Annotated in this window: 16 protein-coding genes; 5 read left to right on the top strand and 11 right to left on the bottom strand. The window is 67.8% G+C overall.

The annotated features are described in order from the left end of the window. Nucleotides 1–25: 25 nt before the first annotated feature. Nucleotides 26–652 (bottom strand): TetR/AcrR family transcriptional regulator, encoded by a 627-nt coding sequence (locus OH799_RS02880; protein WP_406275309.1) that lies wholly within the window; start codon nt 650–652, stop codon nt 26–28. Nucleotides 653–772: 120 nt separating this feature from the next. Between OH799_RS02880 and OH799_RS02875 the strand changes: the two genes are divergently transcribed. Both OH799_RS02875 and OH799_RS02870 read left to right on the top strand, forming a co-directional pair. Continuing rightward, on the top strand, nt 773–1825 hold the full coding sequence (locus tag OH799_RS02875) for a nucleoside hydrolase (protein ID WP_406275306.1): 1053 nt from the start codon (nt 773–775) through the stop codon (nt 1823–1825). A 67-nt stretch (nt 1826–1892) separates the two neighbouring features. After that, the gene (locus OH799_RS02870) at nt 1893–2774 is read left to right on the top strand and encodes an amidohydrolase family protein (RefSeq protein ID WP_406275303.1); all 882 of its coding nucleotides are present in this window, start codon (nt 1893–1895) and stop codon (nt 2772–2774) included. Between the two features lie 77 nt (nt 2775–2851). Here the strand turns inward: OH799_RS02870 and meaB are convergent, their stop codons facing one another. From meaB to OH799_RS02855, 3 genes are read right to left on the bottom strand one after another with little or no spacing between them, the layout of a single operon-like run. Next, a complete protein-coding gene (gene meaB, locus OH799_RS02865; protein ID WP_406275300.1) occupies nt 2852–3892 on the bottom strand; it encodes a methylmalonyl Co-A mutase-associated GTPase MeaB in 1041 nt (346 codons plus the stop codon). Next, on the bottom strand, nt 3889–6168 hold the full coding sequence (gene scpA, locus OH799_RS02860) for a methylmalonyl-CoA mutase (protein ID WP_406275297.1): 2280 nt from the start codon (nt 6166–6168) through the stop codon (nt 3889–3891). The genes meaB and scpA overlap by 4 nt, the downstream gene beginning before the upstream one ends. Then, a complete protein-coding gene (locus tag OH799_RS02855) occupies nt 6168–8024 on the bottom strand; it encodes a methylmalonyl-CoA mutase family protein (RefSeq protein WP_406275294.1) in 1857 nt (618 codons plus the stop codon). The genes scpA and OH799_RS02855 overlap by 1 nt, the downstream gene beginning before the upstream one ends. Nucleotides 8025–8201: 177 nt before the next feature. Here OH799_RS02855 and OH799_RS02850 point away from each other — a divergent pair, with 177 nt between their 5' ends. Further along, on the top strand, nt 8202–8885 hold the full coding sequence (locus OH799_RS02850; RefSeq protein ID WP_406275291.1) for a TVP38/TMEM64 family protein: 684 nt from the start codon (nt 8202–8204) through the stop codon (nt 8883–8885). Nucleotides 8886–8986: 101 nt separating this feature from the next. Here the strand turns inward: OH799_RS02850 and OH799_RS02845 are convergent, their stop codons facing one another. Beyond that, nucleotides 8987–9355 carry a nuclear transport factor 2 family protein gene (locus OH799_RS02845; RefSeq protein WP_406275288.1) on the bottom strand — a complete coding sequence of 123 codons (369 nt, stop codon included), beginning with the start codon at nt 9353–9355 and terminating at the stop codon, nt 8987–8989. Between the two features lie 746 nt (nt 9356–10101). Here OH799_RS02845 and OH799_RS02840 point away from each other — a divergent pair. Together OH799_RS02840 and OH799_RS02835 are read left to right on the top strand one after the other, a co-directional pair. Then, entirely contained in the window at nt 10102–10380 is a 279-nt protein-coding gene (locus tag OH799_RS02840; protein WP_406275285.1) for a hypothetical protein, read from the top strand. An 80-nt stretch (nt 10381–10460) separates the two neighbouring features. After that, nucleotides 10461–10793 (top strand): ArsR/SmtB family transcription factor, encoded by a 333-nt coding sequence (locus OH799_RS02835; RefSeq protein ID WP_406275282.1) that lies wholly within the window; start codon nt 10461–10463, stop codon nt 10791–10793. Between the two features lie 5 nt (nt 10794–10798). On the opposite strand, the gene OH799_RS02830 is transcribed toward OH799_RS02835, so the two are convergent. The 6 genes from OH799_RS02830 to OH799_RS02805 form a co-directional block, all read right to left on the bottom strand. Next, the gene (locus tag OH799_RS02830; RefSeq protein ID WP_406275279.1) at nt 10799–10960 is read right to left on the bottom strand and encodes a TerD family protein; all 162 of its coding nucleotides are present in this window, start codon (nt 10958–10960) and stop codon (nt 10799–10801) included. 72 nt (nt 10961–11032) lie between these two features. After that, the gene (locus tag OH799_RS02825) at nt 11033–12754 is read right to left on the bottom strand and encodes an urease subunit alpha (protein ID WP_406275276.1); all 1722 of its coding nucleotides are present in this window, start codon (nt 12752–12754) and stop codon (nt 11033–11035) included. Continuing rightward, entirely contained in the window at nt 12751–13068 is a 318-nt protein-coding gene (locus OH799_RS02820; RefSeq protein WP_406275273.1) for an urease subunit beta, read from the bottom strand. The genes OH799_RS02825 and OH799_RS02820 overlap by 4 nt, the downstream gene beginning before the upstream one ends. A gap of 9 nt (nt 13069–13077) precedes the next feature. After that, on the bottom strand, nt 13078–13380 hold the full coding sequence (locus OH799_RS02815) for an urease subunit gamma (RefSeq protein WP_357271322.1): 303 nt from the start codon (nt 13378–13380) through the stop codon (nt 13078–13080). A gap of 79 nt (nt 13381–13459) precedes the next feature. Continuing rightward, nucleotides 13460–13906 (bottom strand): PaaI family thioesterase, encoded by a 447-nt coding sequence (locus OH799_RS02810; RefSeq protein ID WP_406275270.1) that lies wholly within the window; start codon nt 13904–13906, stop codon nt 13460–13462. A 190-nt stretch (nt 13907–14096) separates the two neighbouring features. Further along, nucleotides 14097–14804, bottom strand: coding sequence for a hypothetical protein (locus OH799_RS02805; RefSeq protein WP_406275267.1), 708 nt, complete (start codon nt 14802–14804; stop codon nt 14097–14099). Nucleotides 14805–14828: the final 24 nt, after the last annotated feature.

The following is a 14828-nucleotide window of genomic DNA, read 5'->3' as shown; positions in this document are numbered from 1 at the left end:
GATCAACGTGATCGCAACATGGCCACTAGCATCCCCCGGCGGGGTCGACCGTGTGGCCACTTGCATTCCAGCCAGCCGCGGGCACGTCTCCCATGAGGGCGGCCACAGCTTGCGCCAAACGGTCCCCGTCGGGGAGCCTCACATCCGGAACGATCGTCTGCAGGACGCCGAGTCCCTGGACGAGCACGAAGTACAGCTCGGCCATCGCCTCCGCCTGTTCCGCGCGCAGGTGCGGGTGCGCCTCGCGCAATGCCGCCGCCGTGTCACGATAGGCCCCGGGCAGACTCTCGGCGAAGAATCTCTGCGACTCCGGCGACCGCGCGACCCGGACCAGGTTCTCCATGCTCGCGAGCATGGAGTCCCGGTTGTCCGCGAATACCTTGGGCATCGCGTTCCACATCGCGACGAACGCTTCGAGCGGCGCGACGCCGCTTCCCTCGCGGATCATCTGCTCCATGCTGTCGCCGATCGCGGTGCCCAGGGTGTCAGTCAGCGCCTCGGTGATCAGTTGCTCCTTCGAGCCGAAGTGATATCCGATCGCCGCCAGGCTCACGCCCGCGGCCGAGGCGATGTCGCGGGCCGTTGCCTTGGCGACGCCGCGCTCGACGATGACTTTCCGTGCCCCAGCCAGTAGATCCTCGCGATTTCCCATGACTCGAGGCTACAACGTCTCAGACAAATGTACTAGACGCTCGTACCACCGCCCACCGCCGATGCCGGCGAGTTGCCGCCTCGGCGCGGCGGGATCGCTCCGACTCGCTAGTCTCGTGCCGTGCGGCAGAAAATCATCATGGACGTCGATACCGGCATCGACGACTCGCTCGCGCTGCTCTACCTGCTCGGCTCCCCCGACGCCGAGATCGCCGGGATAGCTGCCACGGCTGGCAACGTGTCCGCAGCACAAGTCGCCGCGAACAATATCGCGTGGCTGGATGTCTGCCATGCCCCCGACATCGAGGTCGCGCTCGGTGCCGCCGACCCTATCGCGATCCCCTTACGCACCACCGAGGACACCCACGGACCGCAGGGCGTCGGCTACGCCGAGCTGCCCGCCTCCACCCGCCTTCTCTCCCCGCGCCCGGCCGCGCGAATGTGGGCCGACCAGGCTCGCGCGCACCCCGGCGAGCTCGTCGGACTCTGCACCGGCCCCTTGACCAACCTGGCCCTCGCCCTGCGGATCGAGCCCGAGCTGCCGGTCCTGCTGCGCCGCCTCGTGATCATGGGCGGCGCGTTCAATCACCCCGGCAACACGACACCGACCAACGAGTGGAACGTGCACGTCGACCCCGAGGCCGCCAAGGAGGTTTTCGACGCGTTCGCCGCGGCGCCCGCACAGCGCAGGCCGATCGTCTGCGCGCTCGACATCACCGAGACCATCGAGATGCGGCCGTCGCACCTGGTCCGGCTCGCCGAGCGTGCGAAAAGTTTTCCGGTGGAATTGGTTTCGGAGAACGATCAGCCCGAGGCCCGCTCGGCCGCGAGCAATCCGATCGTCCGGTACGTCACCGATGCCGTGCGGTTCTATTTCGACTTCCACCGCAGTTACGACCAGGGGTACCTCGCCCACATGCACGATCCGTTCGCGGCAGCGGTAGCGCTGGACCCGACGCTGGCCCGCACCCGTCCCGCGACGGTCGACGTCGAGCTGGCGGGCACCCTCACGCGCGCGACCACGGTCGCCGACTGGGCGGGCATGTGGGGCAGGGAACCCAACGCCGACATCGTGATCGGCACCGACCCGGAGTTGTTTTTCGAGCGGCTGATCACGCGGGTCGGCGACTTCGCGCGGGCCGTCCATCCGCCCGCCGCCCAAGAGGTGCGATGAGACGCCGTCGCGCAGCGCTCATCGGTGCCGACCCGACACGCCTGTGCCGCAAGATCTCGGAGCTGCGATGACCGAGGACGACACCACGGACCTTTCCGCGTTTCGCACCAGACTCGGCTTGCCCGGAATCATCGACGTGCACACCCATTTCATGCCCGACCAGGTACTGCGCAAGGTGTGGGCGTACTTCGATTCGGTAGGTCCGCTGATCGGCCGCAGCTGGCCGATCACCTACCGCGCCGACGAGCAAGTCCGCCTGAAGACGTTGCGCGACTTCGGTGTCCGGGCGTTCACGTCGCTGGCGTATCCGCACAAGCCGGATATGGCCGCGTGGCTCAACGAGTGGACCGCCGAGTTCGCCGGGCGGACCCCGGACTGCCTGCACACGGCCACGTTCTTCCCCGAGCAGCAAGCGGAGGGCTACGTGAAGGCGGCCATCGAGCGGGGCGCGCGCGTCTTCAAAGCACACGTGCAGGTCGGCGGCTACCACCCGGGCGACCGGTTACTGGACCCGGTGTGGGGCTTGATCGAGGATGCTCGGATTCCGGTTGTCATCCATTGTGGTTCCGGACCCGCACCCGGCACGTATACCGGACCGGAACCGATCGCCGGTGTACTGCGGCGCTTTCCGCGCCTGTCCCTGGTCATCGCGCACATGGGGACCCCCGAGTACTCCGAATTCCTCGATTTGGCCGAGGATTACGCGGACGTCAGGTTCGACACCACCATGGTGTGGACCGATTTCTCGGAAGCGAACGCTCCCTTCCCTACCGGCGAGCGCGGCAGGCTGCGCTCCTTTGCCGACCGCATCCTGTTCGGCAGCGACTTCCCCAATATCCCGTACCCCTACGGCCATTCGATCCAAGTTCTCGAGCGCCTCGAGCTCGGCGATGACTGGTTACGGCAGGTCTGCCACCGGAACGCGGCCCGGCTCTTCGGCGTCGAATAACCTGCTCGAATCACTCGACGACGCCGCCTGACTTGCCCACTTCGGCCGACGTGCCAGTAGCCGGCGCCATAGCTGGATCAGCGACCGTCGAAGGCCCGCAGCAGTTCCTCGGCCGCGAGCGCGGCGGTCAGGGTGCCATCGCGGACTTGCTTCTCCACCTGTGCCCGAATCGCTTTCACCTCGGGGTTGTCCGCCAGCCTGCGCAACAGCTGGTCGTGCACCATGGTCCAGGTCCAGTCGATCTGCTGGCGGCGGCGCTTCTCGTCGAACTCCCCAGCATCGGTGAGCACCCGGCGATGCTCCAGCACGGCGACCCAAAATTTGTCCAGTCCCATGCCCTGCAGTCCACTCATGGTGAGCACCGGCGGCCGCCACAGCGCGTCGTGCGGGTGGATGAGGCGCAACGCTCCCGCGAGTTCGCGGGCCGCGGCTTTGGCCTCCATCTCATGTTTGCCATCGGCCTTGTTCACCGCCACCAGGTCGGCCAGCTCCAGCACACCTTTCTTGATGCCCTGCAGCTGGTCACCGGTGCGGGCCAGAGTGAGGAAGCAGAACACGTCGACCATGTTCGCGACCGTAACCTCGGACTGGCCGACCCCGACGGTTTCCACCAGGATCACGTCGTAGCCCGCGGCCTCGAGCAGCACGATGGTCTCGCGGGTCGCCTTGGCGACGCCGCCGAGCGTGCCCGCGGTGGGCGACGGGCGGATATAAGCGTCGCGTTCCACCGACAGCCGTGCCATCCTGGTCTTGTCGCCGAGGATGGAGCCGCCCGTCCTGGTCGAGGACGGATCGACCGCCAGTACGGCGACCCGATGTCCTCTGCCGATCAGATACATGCCAAGCGCGTCGATGAACGTGGATTTGCCGACGCCGGGAACACCCGTGATCCCGACCCGGTTCGAGACCGTAGCCGTCGCGGAACCGCCGCCCTCTGGTGTCACCTTCAGCAGCAGTTGCTGCGCCAGCGACCTGTGATCGGCGCGGGTGGACTCCACCAGGGTGATCGCCCGCGCCAAGGCGGACCGCTCGTTGTTGCGGACCGCCTCGGCGAGCGCGTCGACATCGATCGTCCGGCGCGCGGTCACCTTCGCGACCGGCGAACCCGCTTCGCTCATTCGGTGGCGGCGGAATCCGCGGCGCCGCTCCCGAGTTCGTGACCGAGTTCGGCGCCGAGCTTCTTCAGCAGGTCGATCGCCGCGTCGGCGATCACCGTGCCGGGCGGAAAGATCGCCGCTGCGCCCGCCTGGTAGAGCTCGTCGAAGTCGCCGGGCGGGATGACGCCGCCGACGATGACCATGATGTCGGGACGTCCGACATCCGCCAGTGCGTGCCGCAGGGCAGGTACCAGCGTGAGGTGGCCTGCCGCCAGCGAGGACACGCCGACGACATGTACGTCGTTGTCGGCAGCCTGCTGCGCCACCTCCTCCGGGGTCTGGAACAGCGGGCCCACGTCGACGTCGAAGCCGAGATCGGCGAAGGCGGTGGCGATCACCTTCTGTCCACGGTCGTGGCCGTCTTGGCCCATCTTGGCGACGAGGATGCGCGGACGGCGGCCTTCGGCCTCCGCGAACTCCTCGACCAGCTCGCTCGCCTCGGTGATGTTCGTGACCTTTCCAGCCTCGTCGCGGTATACACCGGAGAGCGTCCGGATTTCGGCCTGATGGCGGCCGTACACCTGCTCCAGCGCGTCGGAGATCTCCCCGACGGTGGCCTTGGCGCGCGCCGCGTCGATCGCCGACGCGAGCAGGTTGTTCGCCATGCCGCCCTCCGAAGAGGCTGCGGCGCGGGTCAATTCGGCCAGCGCACGCCGCACTGCGTCGGGATCACGCTCGGTGCGCAACCGCCGAAGCTTCTCGATCTGCTCGGCGCGCACCCGGGAGTTCTCGACCTTGAGAACCTCGACCTGCTGGTCTTCTTCGACCTGGTACTTGTTGACACCGATCACCGGCTGCTGGCCGGTGTCGATACGCGCCTGGGTCCGCGCGGCCGCTTCCTCGATACGTAGCTTCGGAATGCCCTCACCGATCGCCTGCGCCATGCCGCCGTGCGCCTCGACCTCGGCGATGTGCGCGCGGGCTCGGTTGGCCAGCTGATGGGTCAGCCACTCGACGTAGTACGAACCGCCCCAGGGGTCGATCGGACGGGTGGTATTGGACTCCTGCTGGATCAGCAGCTGCGTGTTGCGGGCGATGCGGGCGGAGAAGTCCGTCGGCAGCGCCAGAGCCTCGTCGAGCGCGTTGGTGTGCAGCGACTGCGTGTGGCCCTGGGTCGCGGCCATCGCCTCGATGCAGGTGCGGGCGACGTTGTTGTAGGCGTCCTGCGCGGTGAGTGACCAGCCGGAAGTCTGCGAATGAGTGCGCAACGACAGCGATTTCGCGCTCTTCGGGTTGAACTTCGCGACCAACTCGCTCCACAGCAGACGCCCGGCACGCAGCTTGGCTACCTCCATGAAGAAGTTCATGCCGATGGCCCAGAAGAACGATAGCCGTGGTGCGAACTTGTCGACCTCCATGCCGGCGTCGATGCCCGCGCGGATGTACTCGACACCATCGGCGAGGGTGTAGGCCAGCTCCAGGTCGGCGGTCGCGCCCGCCTCCTGGATGTGGTAGCCGGAGATGGAGATCGAGTTGAACTTCGGCATCTTCGCGCTGGTGTAGGCGAAGATGTCGGAGATGATCCGCATCGAGGGTTTGGGCGGGTAGATATAGGTGTTGCGGACCATGAACTCTTTCAGAATGTCGTTCTGAATGGTTCCGGCCAGCTGCTCCGGCGCGACGCCTTGTTCTTCGGCGGCGACGACATACAGCGCCAGGATCGGCAGCACCGCGCCATTCATCGTCATCGAGACACTGACCTGGTCCAGCGGAATGTGGTCGAACAGCTGGCGCATGTCCAGGATCGAGTCGATGGCGACACCCGCCATGCCGACGTCACCCTGCACCCGCGGATGGTCGGAGTCGTAGCCGCGGTGGGTGGCCAGATCGAACGCAACCGACAGGCCTTTCTGGCCCGCCTGCAGGTTGCGGCGGTAGAACGCGTTCGAGTCCGCCGCGGTGGAGAAGCCCGCGTACTGGCGGATGGTCCACGGCTGGTTGACGTACATCGTGGGGTACGGCCCGCGCACGAACGGCGCGATGCCCGGCACGCTGTCGAGCGGATATCCCTCGGCGGCAACGGCATCGCGGTCGGCCTTGGTGAACACCGGCGGCACGTCGATACCTTCCGGCGTCGACCACACCAGCTGCTCGGGCGTGTAGTGGTTGGCCACCGCTGCCGCCCGTACGTACGCCTCCACCTGTGCCGCGTCGACGGTGGCCGCCTTCTGCGCGCGCTCGGCCAGTGGCACGTCGGCAAAACTGCCGATCAGATGCTTGATCTCGCGAGTAGTCATCAGGCTCCCACCTTCTCGAGCAGGGCGGACAGTGCCGCGACCGCGTCGATGCGCGCCGCGAGGAATCCGTCCGGACGCTGCGCGTCACTCAGTTCGGTGACGGCCTCGGCCGCACCGGCCAGCAGCACGGTCGGCACGCCTGCCGCACGCAACTGCTGCACCGCGGCCCCGGCTTCCGCCGCGTACCGCGCGTCCGACCCGCACAGCACCGCGATCGGCGCACCGGCTTCCGTTGCCGCGGCGACGATTCCGCTCACCTCGAGCGGACCGGGGCTGATCGATACAATCCCGCCCGAGGCCAGCAGGTTCGCGACGAAGGTGACCCGAACATTGTGCTCGGCTACCGAACCGAGCGGCACCAGAAGGGCTTTCGGCCGGGCGCCGGTAGCCGCCAGGTAGGCGTCCGAGCGGTTGCGCAGTTCCTCGAACGCCGCACCGTAACGGGCGACCCGGCCCGGCCGCCGCGCTGTCTCGGACAGTGGCCGCTCGGCCAGGTTGGGGAATTCGTTGACGCCGGTGACGGCAGTCTTGCGATGCGCGACATCGGTGTCGCGCGCGGTCTTGGTGGCGGCGATGCGCTCGGCGAGCAGTCCGGAGTCCAGTGCGGCGAGGTAACCACCCGCCGCCTCGATCTCCTGCATGAACTCCCACGCCTTCGTGGCGAGCCCGGCGGTAAGGTCCTCGACATACCAAGACCCCGCGCCCGGGTCTTGCACGTGGCCCAGATGCGATTCCTCGAGCAGCAGCAACTGGGTGTTGCGCGCCATGCGGTCGGAAAACGATTTCGAGACGCCGAGCTCACCTGGTGGAAGCGCGCCGTCGAAAGGCAGCACGGTCACAGTGTCGGCGCCGCCGACGCCCGCTCCGAACGCGGCGAGTGTGCTGCGCAGCATGTTCACCCAGGGGTCGCGCTGACTCATCATGGCCGCCGAGGTCACCGCATGTTGCGGCGCGCCCCCGAAATCCGGTGCGCCGCACACGTGCGCGACGCGGGCCCAGAGTTGGCGTGCGGCGCGGAACTTCGCGGTGGTGGCGAACTGGTCGTCGGTGGCGGCGAACCGGAACTCCAGCTGCTCCAACGCGTCCACGATGTCGAGACCCTCGGTCAGCGACCGCAGGTAGGCCAGCCCGGCCGCGACGGCCGCGCCCAGCTCCTGGGCATCGGAGGCACCCGCGTCGTGGAAAACGGTGCCGTCCACGGTGATCGCGCGCACCGTCTCGGCGCGCGCGGCGGCCTGTCCGGCGAGCCTGACCGCCTCGGCGAGGTCGACATCGGCGAGGCCGGCGAAGCTACTGGTCAGCGGCGCGGCACCGAGGGCGACCCGAATATCCTTGCGGGACGGTCCGGAATAGCCGTCCAGCGCGGTGAACATCCGCGCCGCCGCGTCGGCGGCCGCGCTGCCCGCGTCCAGGGTCAAGGGAGCCAGCTCGAACAGCAGACCCGCGACAGCGGTCGGCAGGTCGGCCACCGGCAGGCCGCGCTCGCCGACCGTCAGCCAGACGGCGCTGATTCCGTTCTCCAAACCGGCCAGAATCTCCCGGTTGGCCGTCGCGGCATCACGTTCGCCGACCCGGGCGCTCACGTACCACCCGCGGTGCACGTCCCGGGTGGCGTCCCGACCCCGGACGAAGGGAAAGAAGCCCGGCAGCGGCTGCTCGGGCAGCTCGTCGCGCAGGGTGTACAGCGGGGCAATGGTCAGCCCGTCATAGGTGGTCTCGTCGAGCAGCCGCTCGGGCTCCTCGGGAAGTTCGGTGACTTCGACCCGGCGAGACTTCGCCAGCACGCCGGCCACACCCTTGCGCCACGCGGCGTACTCGGGCACCGGATCCACCCCAGGATCTGAAGCAATCGGCATATTGCTGTCCCTCTTCCTCAACACGGGCGTACCGCCTCCATGGGCCAGGTACCCTCACATCTGCCCAGCTCAACGACCACTTTGGTTAACGAGCATTCGTCCCGCTTCCTTCGATGCTAGCGGGCGGTTTCGCGCCGGTTGACCCTGCCCGCCACTACCAACCGGTAACCTGTCGCGATGACCAAGCTGATCCGTGACCCGCGTATCGCCGCGCTACTCGTCGGCGCGGCCGCGTTGTTCGTCGCGGCGGTGCTGGTTCCGCTGCCGAGTCCACATCAGATCCAGGTCTGGGCGACCTCGGTCGGCCCCGTCTTTCCCCTGCTGTTCTTCGCAGTCCATGCATTGGTCACGGTGGCGCCGATCCCGCGGACCGTGTTTACGGTGAGCGCGGGGCTGCTGTTCGGTCCACTGCTGGGCAGCACGCTCGCGGTGGGGGCGACGACGGTCAGCGCGGCGCTGGCGATCCTGCTCGTACGCGCGCTCGATCGCGATCAGGTCGCCTCCCGGCTCACCCATCCTGCGGTGCGCGCCATCGACGACCGCCTGCGACGCCGAGGCTGGCTGGCAGTCGGTTCGCTGCGGCTCATCGCCGCGGTGCCGTTCTCGGTGATCAATTACTGCAGCGGGTTGTCCTCGATCCGGTTCTGGCCGTACCTGATCGCCACGGTGCTCGGCGTACTGCCCGGCACCATCGGCACGGTCATCCTCGGTGATGCGTTGACCGGGGCGACGCATCCGGCGATGCTGGTGCTCTCCGGCGTCTGCCTCGCGGTGGGCGTCGTCGGCCTGGTCGTCGACGCGCGGTGGCGCATGACCACACCGCCGGTCCAGGAGCCCGCGCCCGTCCTGGTTCCGGAGTAGTCCGGTCGCGATGCCGGAACGCGGACGGTTGAGCTCGCGGGGCCGGATGCGATGATCCGGCCCGCGACGAGTGTCGACGCCCCCGCGCTCGAGAGCGGGGATTACGCCGACGGCACCCGGTCCAGGAAGCCGTGTACGCCGATGATCCGGTCGTCGGCGGAGAGCGTGATCACGTCGGAGCCTGCGACCGGTGCACTGCCGTCAGCGAGTGAGACCAACTCCCAGGCGAAGCGCGCGACGTCGTGGTGGCCGTCGACCACGCCGATCCGACGGAACTCGAAACCCGGGAACTGCGCCTGCACTCCCCCGATGGCCGCCGCAAGCTGGTCGTGCCCACTGACGTCCGCCAGCGGGTCGATGTAGAACCCATCCTCGGTCCATGCGGCGGCGACCGCCTTCGCCCTGGACTCCTCCTCGGTGGCATTCCACGCTTCGAAGTACCGATCTACCGCTTCCTCGTATCGCGACATAGCGAATCCTCCTGTGTAGAAAAACTTTTCGTTATCCGACCCGGGTTTTCGGATCGGCTTCCTCCACGATGCCCGGCCGCGTGCGCCAAGTCGATTACGCGCGAGGTAATGATCCGGCGGACCCGGATCAGCGGAGCCAGCCCGCGTTGGCAGTTGGCGACTACCGGAAGGCAGAAGAAAGTTGCCGGTCCCCCGACGCGGTCGCGCGCGGCGGCGAAGTCCACGCCGAGCCGTTCCCGGAGCACGGCGGCGGTGTCGACGTCCTCGCGGGCCAGGGAATCCAATGCCGCTGGAGCACTTCAGTGTCGAAACGGTCCACGGTCACGGCGTTGAAAGGGTGGTCGTCGGCTATCACCTGGAAGAGGCGATCACCGACTGCGACAGCGCCTTTGGGCACGACGGTGAACATGTGCGCCCCGGTCGATCAACACGCCACCCATCCGGACCCGCAGCGTGGGATGCAGAGCCCGATCAAACGCCGTAGCAAATTAGTAGCAAACTTGAGTTCTCCTCGCAATCATCGCATGACAAACTACGCAAAGCGCCCGCTATATCAGTCATTTCGGACAGAAACCCGAGGACACCACACGAAATCAATCGGAGCGACACATACTGTTCGGTAAAGATTTGGCTATCCCCTGGAATGCATGGTAGAGGCTGCGGCAAGACACCAGATCCCGTAGCCAGGAGCGGCCCGGGAGGCTAGCCGTGCCCCCTACGCCCCACGACCCAGAGTGAGTGCAGCCATGATTCTCACCGCCGTTCACGAAGTCCTCCTTGCCCAGATCGACAATCCCACGCCGGAGGCGCCGCCCGGCTCGGAGAAGATCCTGCAGATGGTCCGCTATCTCACTTGGTTCGTGCTGCTGTCGGGCGTCTCCGGCATCACCTACGCGGGAGGCAAATTCGCCTGGGAGAAGTGGAGCGGCGGCACCCTCGATTCACCGAAGATGGTCGCGGGCGCCATGATCGGCGGTGTCGTCGCCACCAGCGCGGGGACCATCATGAACGCCGTCGTCGGCTGATCGGCCCCGCCGCTACCTGATCCGCGCCCGGTTGCGCAACCGATCACGCCGTGCCACGCTACGACAGGTTGGAGGCGGACGTGACCAAGCACGGCGAGCCGCCGGGCCTTATCCCGGCGGACCGATTACAGGATGCGGCGGCGGTTTTCGGAATGCTCGCGGCCACCGCGCGTTTGCAGATCCTGTGGCTGCTCAGCCAGGACGAGCGCGATGTCGGGACCCTCGCCGCCGCGATCGGCCAGACGGTGCCCGCCGTAAGCCAGCACTTGGCCAAGCTCAAACTCGCCGGTCTCGTCCGCGCCCACAAGGACGGCAGGCGCAACGTCTACGCGATCGCCGACCCCGACGTCGCCGACATCGTCCGCCTCGCCTTCCGCCACCAGCGCGGCGCGATAGCAGGACCATCGGAGTGACCGCGTTACTCTTCGACCTCCACTCCGTAGTCACGGGCCAACCGAGCCGGATCGGTCGGATACCCGTGCCCGACCGCACGCAACCGCCAGCGGTCACCGGGCAAGTAGATCTCGGCGAGCACCAGCGCCCGCTTCTCGGTAACCGCACGGAGCGGCGCGCTCGCCACGACCTCTATCTCGACGCCGGCCGGCCGCGCCGAAGGTGACCTCCGCGCCCAGGGCAGCAGCCAGCACGATTCTCAGAACAGGAAGTAGCGCTGGGCCATCGGGAGTTCGGTGGCGGGCTGCTCGGTCCAGACCTCGCCGTCGATACGGACGGTGAAGGTGTCCGGGTCCACCTCGATGCGCGGCATAGCGTCGTTGTGCGGGAGATCGGCCTTCGTGACGCGGCGGACGTTGCGCACCGGGGCGAGTTCGCGCCGCACCCGCAGCCGGTCGGCCAGACCGTCCTCGATCGCCTGTTCGGAGACGAAATGCAACGAGGTGGCCGCCGCGGTCGAGGGGGCGGCGCCGAACATGGGACGCGGCAGCACCGGCTGCGGTGTCGGGATGGAGGCGTTGGCGTCGCCCATGGCGGCCCAGGCGATCGTGCCGCCCTTGAGCACGGCATGCGGACGGACACCGAAGAACGCGGGTTCCCACAGCACCAGGTCGGCCAGCTTGCCCACCTCGACCGAGCCGATCTCGTGGTCGAGGCCGTGCGCGACGGCCGGGCATATGGTGTATTTCGCGACGTAGCGCTGGACGCGGGCGTTGTCCGCCGCGCCGTCGCCCGGCAGTGCGCCGCGGTGGCGCTTCATCACGTGCGCGGTCTGCCAGGTGCGCATCACGACCTCGCCGATACGCCCCATGGCCTGAGAATCGCTTCCGATCATCGAGATGGCGCCGAGATCATGCAGCAGATCCTCGGCGGCGATGGTGGACGGGCGGATACGGCTCTCGGCGAACGCGAGATCCTCCGGTATGGAGGCGCTCAGGTGATGGCACACCATCAGCATGTCCAGGTGCTCGTCGAGGGTGTTGACCGTGTGCGGGCGGGTCGGGTTTGTCGAGCTGGGGAGCACGTTGAGCTGGGCGGCGACGGTGATGATGTCAGGCGCGTGCCCGCCGCCCGCGCCCTCGGTGTGATAGGCGTGGATGCCGCGGCCCGCGATGGCGCCGAGGGTGTCCTCGACGAAACCGGCCTCGTTCAAGGTGTCCGAGTGCAACGCCACCTGCACACCAGCGGCGTCCGCGACGGTGAGGCAGGCGTCGATGGCAGCCGGGGTGGAACCCCAGTCCTCGTGCAACTTGAAACCCGCTGCGCCGCCGCGTAATTGCTCCCACATGGCTTCGGCGCTGACCGTGTTGCCCTTGCCGAGCAACAGAATGTTCATCGGCCAGCCGTCGGTGGCCTCCAGCATGCGCGCCAGATGCCACGAGCCGGGGGTCACGGTGGTTGCCTTGCTGCCCTCGGCGGGACCGGTGCCGCCGCCGATCAGCGTGGTGATGCCGCCGCCGAGTGCCTCTCCCATCAGCTGCGGGCAGATGAAGTGAACGTGGCAGTCGATGGCGCCGGCGGTGAGAATGCGGCCGTTGCCCGCGATGATCTCGGTAGATGGGCCGACGATCAGGTCCGGGTGCACCCCACTCATGGTGTCCGGATTGCCCGCCTTCCCGAGGGCGCAGATGCGGCCATCCCGAACACCGATGTCCGCCTTGATGATTCCCCAGTGATCGATGACCACCGCGCCGGTGATCACTGTGTCCGGGGCGCCCGCGGCGCGGGTCGCTCGGCCCTGGCCCATCGATTCGCGTAGCACCTTGCCCCCGCCGAACACGGCTTCGTCGCCCGCCAATCCCGGTCCGCCGCTGCGGTCCTCGGTGATCTCGATCAGCAGATTCGTGTCGGCGAGGCGGATCCGGTCACCGGTGGTCGGCCCGAACAGCTCGGCGTAGCGCGCGCGGCTCAGTTGGCTCATGCCGGTCCATCCAGCAGTCCGGGCGGGGTCGGACTGATACCGTGCACCTCACGTGTCCCGCCCAACGGGACCAGCGAAACCCGCTGGCCGAGGCCCGGTTCGAAGCGCACTGCGGTGCCCGCCGGGATATCGAGGTGGCGGCCGTGCGCGGCCGCGCGGTCGAACCGCAACGCGGCATTGGCCTGCGGGAAATGCACGTGGCTGCCGACCTGAACCGGTCGATCACCGGTGTTCAGCACATCGAGCTCGATCCGGTCGGCCCCGGCGTTGAGCTCGATCGCGCCCTCAGCGCACAGATACTCGCCCGGAATCACGCGGTCCTCCTAACCGATCGGGTGGTGCACGGTGACGAGCTTGGTTCCGTCCGGGAAAGTCGCCTCGACCTGGACGTCGTGGATCATCTCCGGCACACCCTCCATCACGTCGCCACGGGTGAGAACTGTTCGCCCCGAGGACATCAGCTCGGCGACAGTGCGGCCGTCCCGCGCGCCCTCGAGCACGTGGTCGGTGATGAGCGCGACCGCCTCCGGATGGTTCAACCTGAGTCCGCGCGCCTGCCTGCGCCGGGCAAGCTCGGCGGCGTAGCTCAACAGCAGGCGCTCCTGCTCGTGCGGCGACAATCGCATCCGGGCTCCTCACCGGGTGGGAGTGGCTGGGTGACCGACATTCTGGCACGCGCGTTCCGCCGTTGCCGGACGAGCGCACTCAGGGTCGATGCGGGAGATTCTGCAGCCGCACCTGGCCGTGCGCCACGGTGCGGCCCTGCTCGTCGGTGATGACGACCTGCCACAGCTGCTGAAGCCTGCCGCGATGCACGGGCGTCGCCTCGCCGGTCAGGGTGCCCTCGCGAACCGCGCGCAGAAAGTCGGTGTTGTTGTTCACGCCGACGACCATGCCCTGGTCGCCGAACCAGATCCCGCCCGCCATGCTGGCGAGTGTCTCGATGACAGTGCAGTACACACCACCGTTCTGGATGCCTGCGGGCTGATACAGGTGCGGCTTGACGACCCACTCGCCGCGCACCCGATCGGCACTCAACTCGGTGTAGCGCAGGCCGATCAGGTCGGTGAAGGTGCCTTCGCTGAGTTTGTTCACCTGCTCGGGTGTGAGCTCCGCCAGCGAGCCGATGGCCTGGGTCTCCTGCTGTGTCATGCCTTCACTGTCGCACAACGCGAACGACCGCCCGCCGCACACCCGGCGTCTTGCGGGTCGACGGTCAGCCATGGGAAACAGAGCGACGGGCCCCACCGGAGTGGAGCCCGTCGCGGCAAGGGATCGGGGGTCACCGCAGCCCTCGGGACTCGCACACGATCCTTACGCCGAGCATGAGTATAGGCCAGGCTTACCTAACTAAGCAACCCGCGGGTCGACACACCGGGAGTCCGCGGTCGGCGAGCGCGGCCAGCAGCCCCCGACCACGCCGCACGCCGAGGACCGAGTCGGTCCGCGCGAGGTCGGGCACGTAAGTCGAAGCGCCCGCGATGGACTCGCCGACAAGAGACCAGAACCGGCGCGGGCTCAGCCTGGAGCAGTGCGCCATGCTCGTCTGAATGAGCGCCAGCGGGGGCTCGCAGCGATGTGCGAGCCAGACGTACATAGCCTCCTCACACGGCAAGCTGACCACGCCAGGCCCGCCAGCGAGCCGATCACCGTCCAGCACCCGGATCGTGGTGTCCTCCAAGCCGGCCCAGTCGATCCCGCCGTCATTGTCGGTGTGTATCCAGAGGTTCTCCAGACCCGGATCCCAAGCGCGACCCTCCGCGACAAGCAACGCGACCACGCGACCCACGACCGCGTGAATCAGAGCTGTCGCAACGACCTCCGCGGCGATGTCGGCGCTGATCATCTCCGCGGCGTGACGCCGGTACATGAGTTCGATCCGACCCTCGCGCGCTCCGTCCGACAGCCGCCACCAGCGTCGTTTGCCCTGCTCAGCCATCGCTGCCACGGCGTACACCCGCGGATGCTCGGGTTGCAGCGCGCGCAGCCGGGCACAGGCGCGCCCGAATACCGGCTGGGATCGGTGCGGTGTGGTGACGAGCTCAGTCATCGAACCTCCTCGGGTCGGCGTACC

This window comes from Nocardia sp. NBC_00881 (genome assembly GCF_045207455.1).
GTDB lineage: Bacteria > Actinomycetota > Actinomycetes > Mycobacteriales > Mycobacteriaceae > Nocardia.
The sequence above is the reverse complement of the archived record's forward strand: the minus strand, read 5'-3'. Positions and strand labels throughout refer to the sequence as shown.

Bases quoted from the DNA above. Each gene is read 5' to 3' on its own strand.
- OH799_RS02850 (WP_406275291.1), top strand. From the start codon at position 8,202: ATGACCAAGCTGATCCGTGACCCGCGTATCGCCGCGCTACTCGTCGGC.
- OH799_RS02880 (WP_406275309.1), bottom strand. From the start codon at position 652: ATGGGAAATCGCGAGGATCTACTGGCTGGGGCACGGAAAGTCATCGTC.
- OH799_RS02840 (WP_406275285.1), top strand. From the start codon at position 10,102: ATGATTCTCACCGCCGTTCACGAAGTCCTCCTTGCCCAGATCGACAAT.
- OH799_RS02825 (WP_406275276.1), bottom strand. From the start codon at position 12,754: ATGAGCCAACTGAGCCGCGCGCGCTACGCCGAGCTGTTCGGGCCGACC.
- OH799_RS02810 (WP_406275270.1), bottom strand. From the start codon at position 13,906: ATGACACAGCAGGAGACCCAGGCCATCGGCTCGCTGGCGGAGCTCACA.
- meaB (WP_406275300.1), bottom strand. From the start codon at position 3,892: ATGAGCGAAGCGGGTTCGCCGGTCGCGAAGGTGACCGCGCGCCGGACG.
- OH799_RS02845 (WP_406275288.1), bottom strand. From the start codon at position 9,355: ATGTCGCGATACGAGGAAGCGGTAGATCGGTACTTCGAAGCGTGGAAT.
- OH799_RS02855 (WP_406275294.1), bottom strand. From the start codon at position 8,024: ATGCCGATTGCTTCAGATCCTGGGGTGGATCCGGTGCCCGAGTACGCC.
- OH799_RS02815 (WP_357271322.1), bottom strand. From the start codon at position 13,380: ATGCGATTGTCGCCGCACGAGCAGGAGCGCCTGCTGTTGAGCTACGCC.
- OH799_RS02870 (WP_406275303.1), top strand. From the start codon at position 1,893: ATGACCGAGGACGACACCACGGACCTTTCCGCGTTTCGCACCAGACTC.
- scpA (WP_406275297.1), bottom strand. From the start codon at position 6,168: ATGACTACTCGCGAGATCAAGCATCTGATCGGCAGTTTTGCCGACGTG.
- OH799_RS02805 (WP_406275267.1), bottom strand. From the start codon at position 14,804: ATGACTGAGCTCGTCACCACACCGCACCGATCCCAGCCGGTATTCGGG.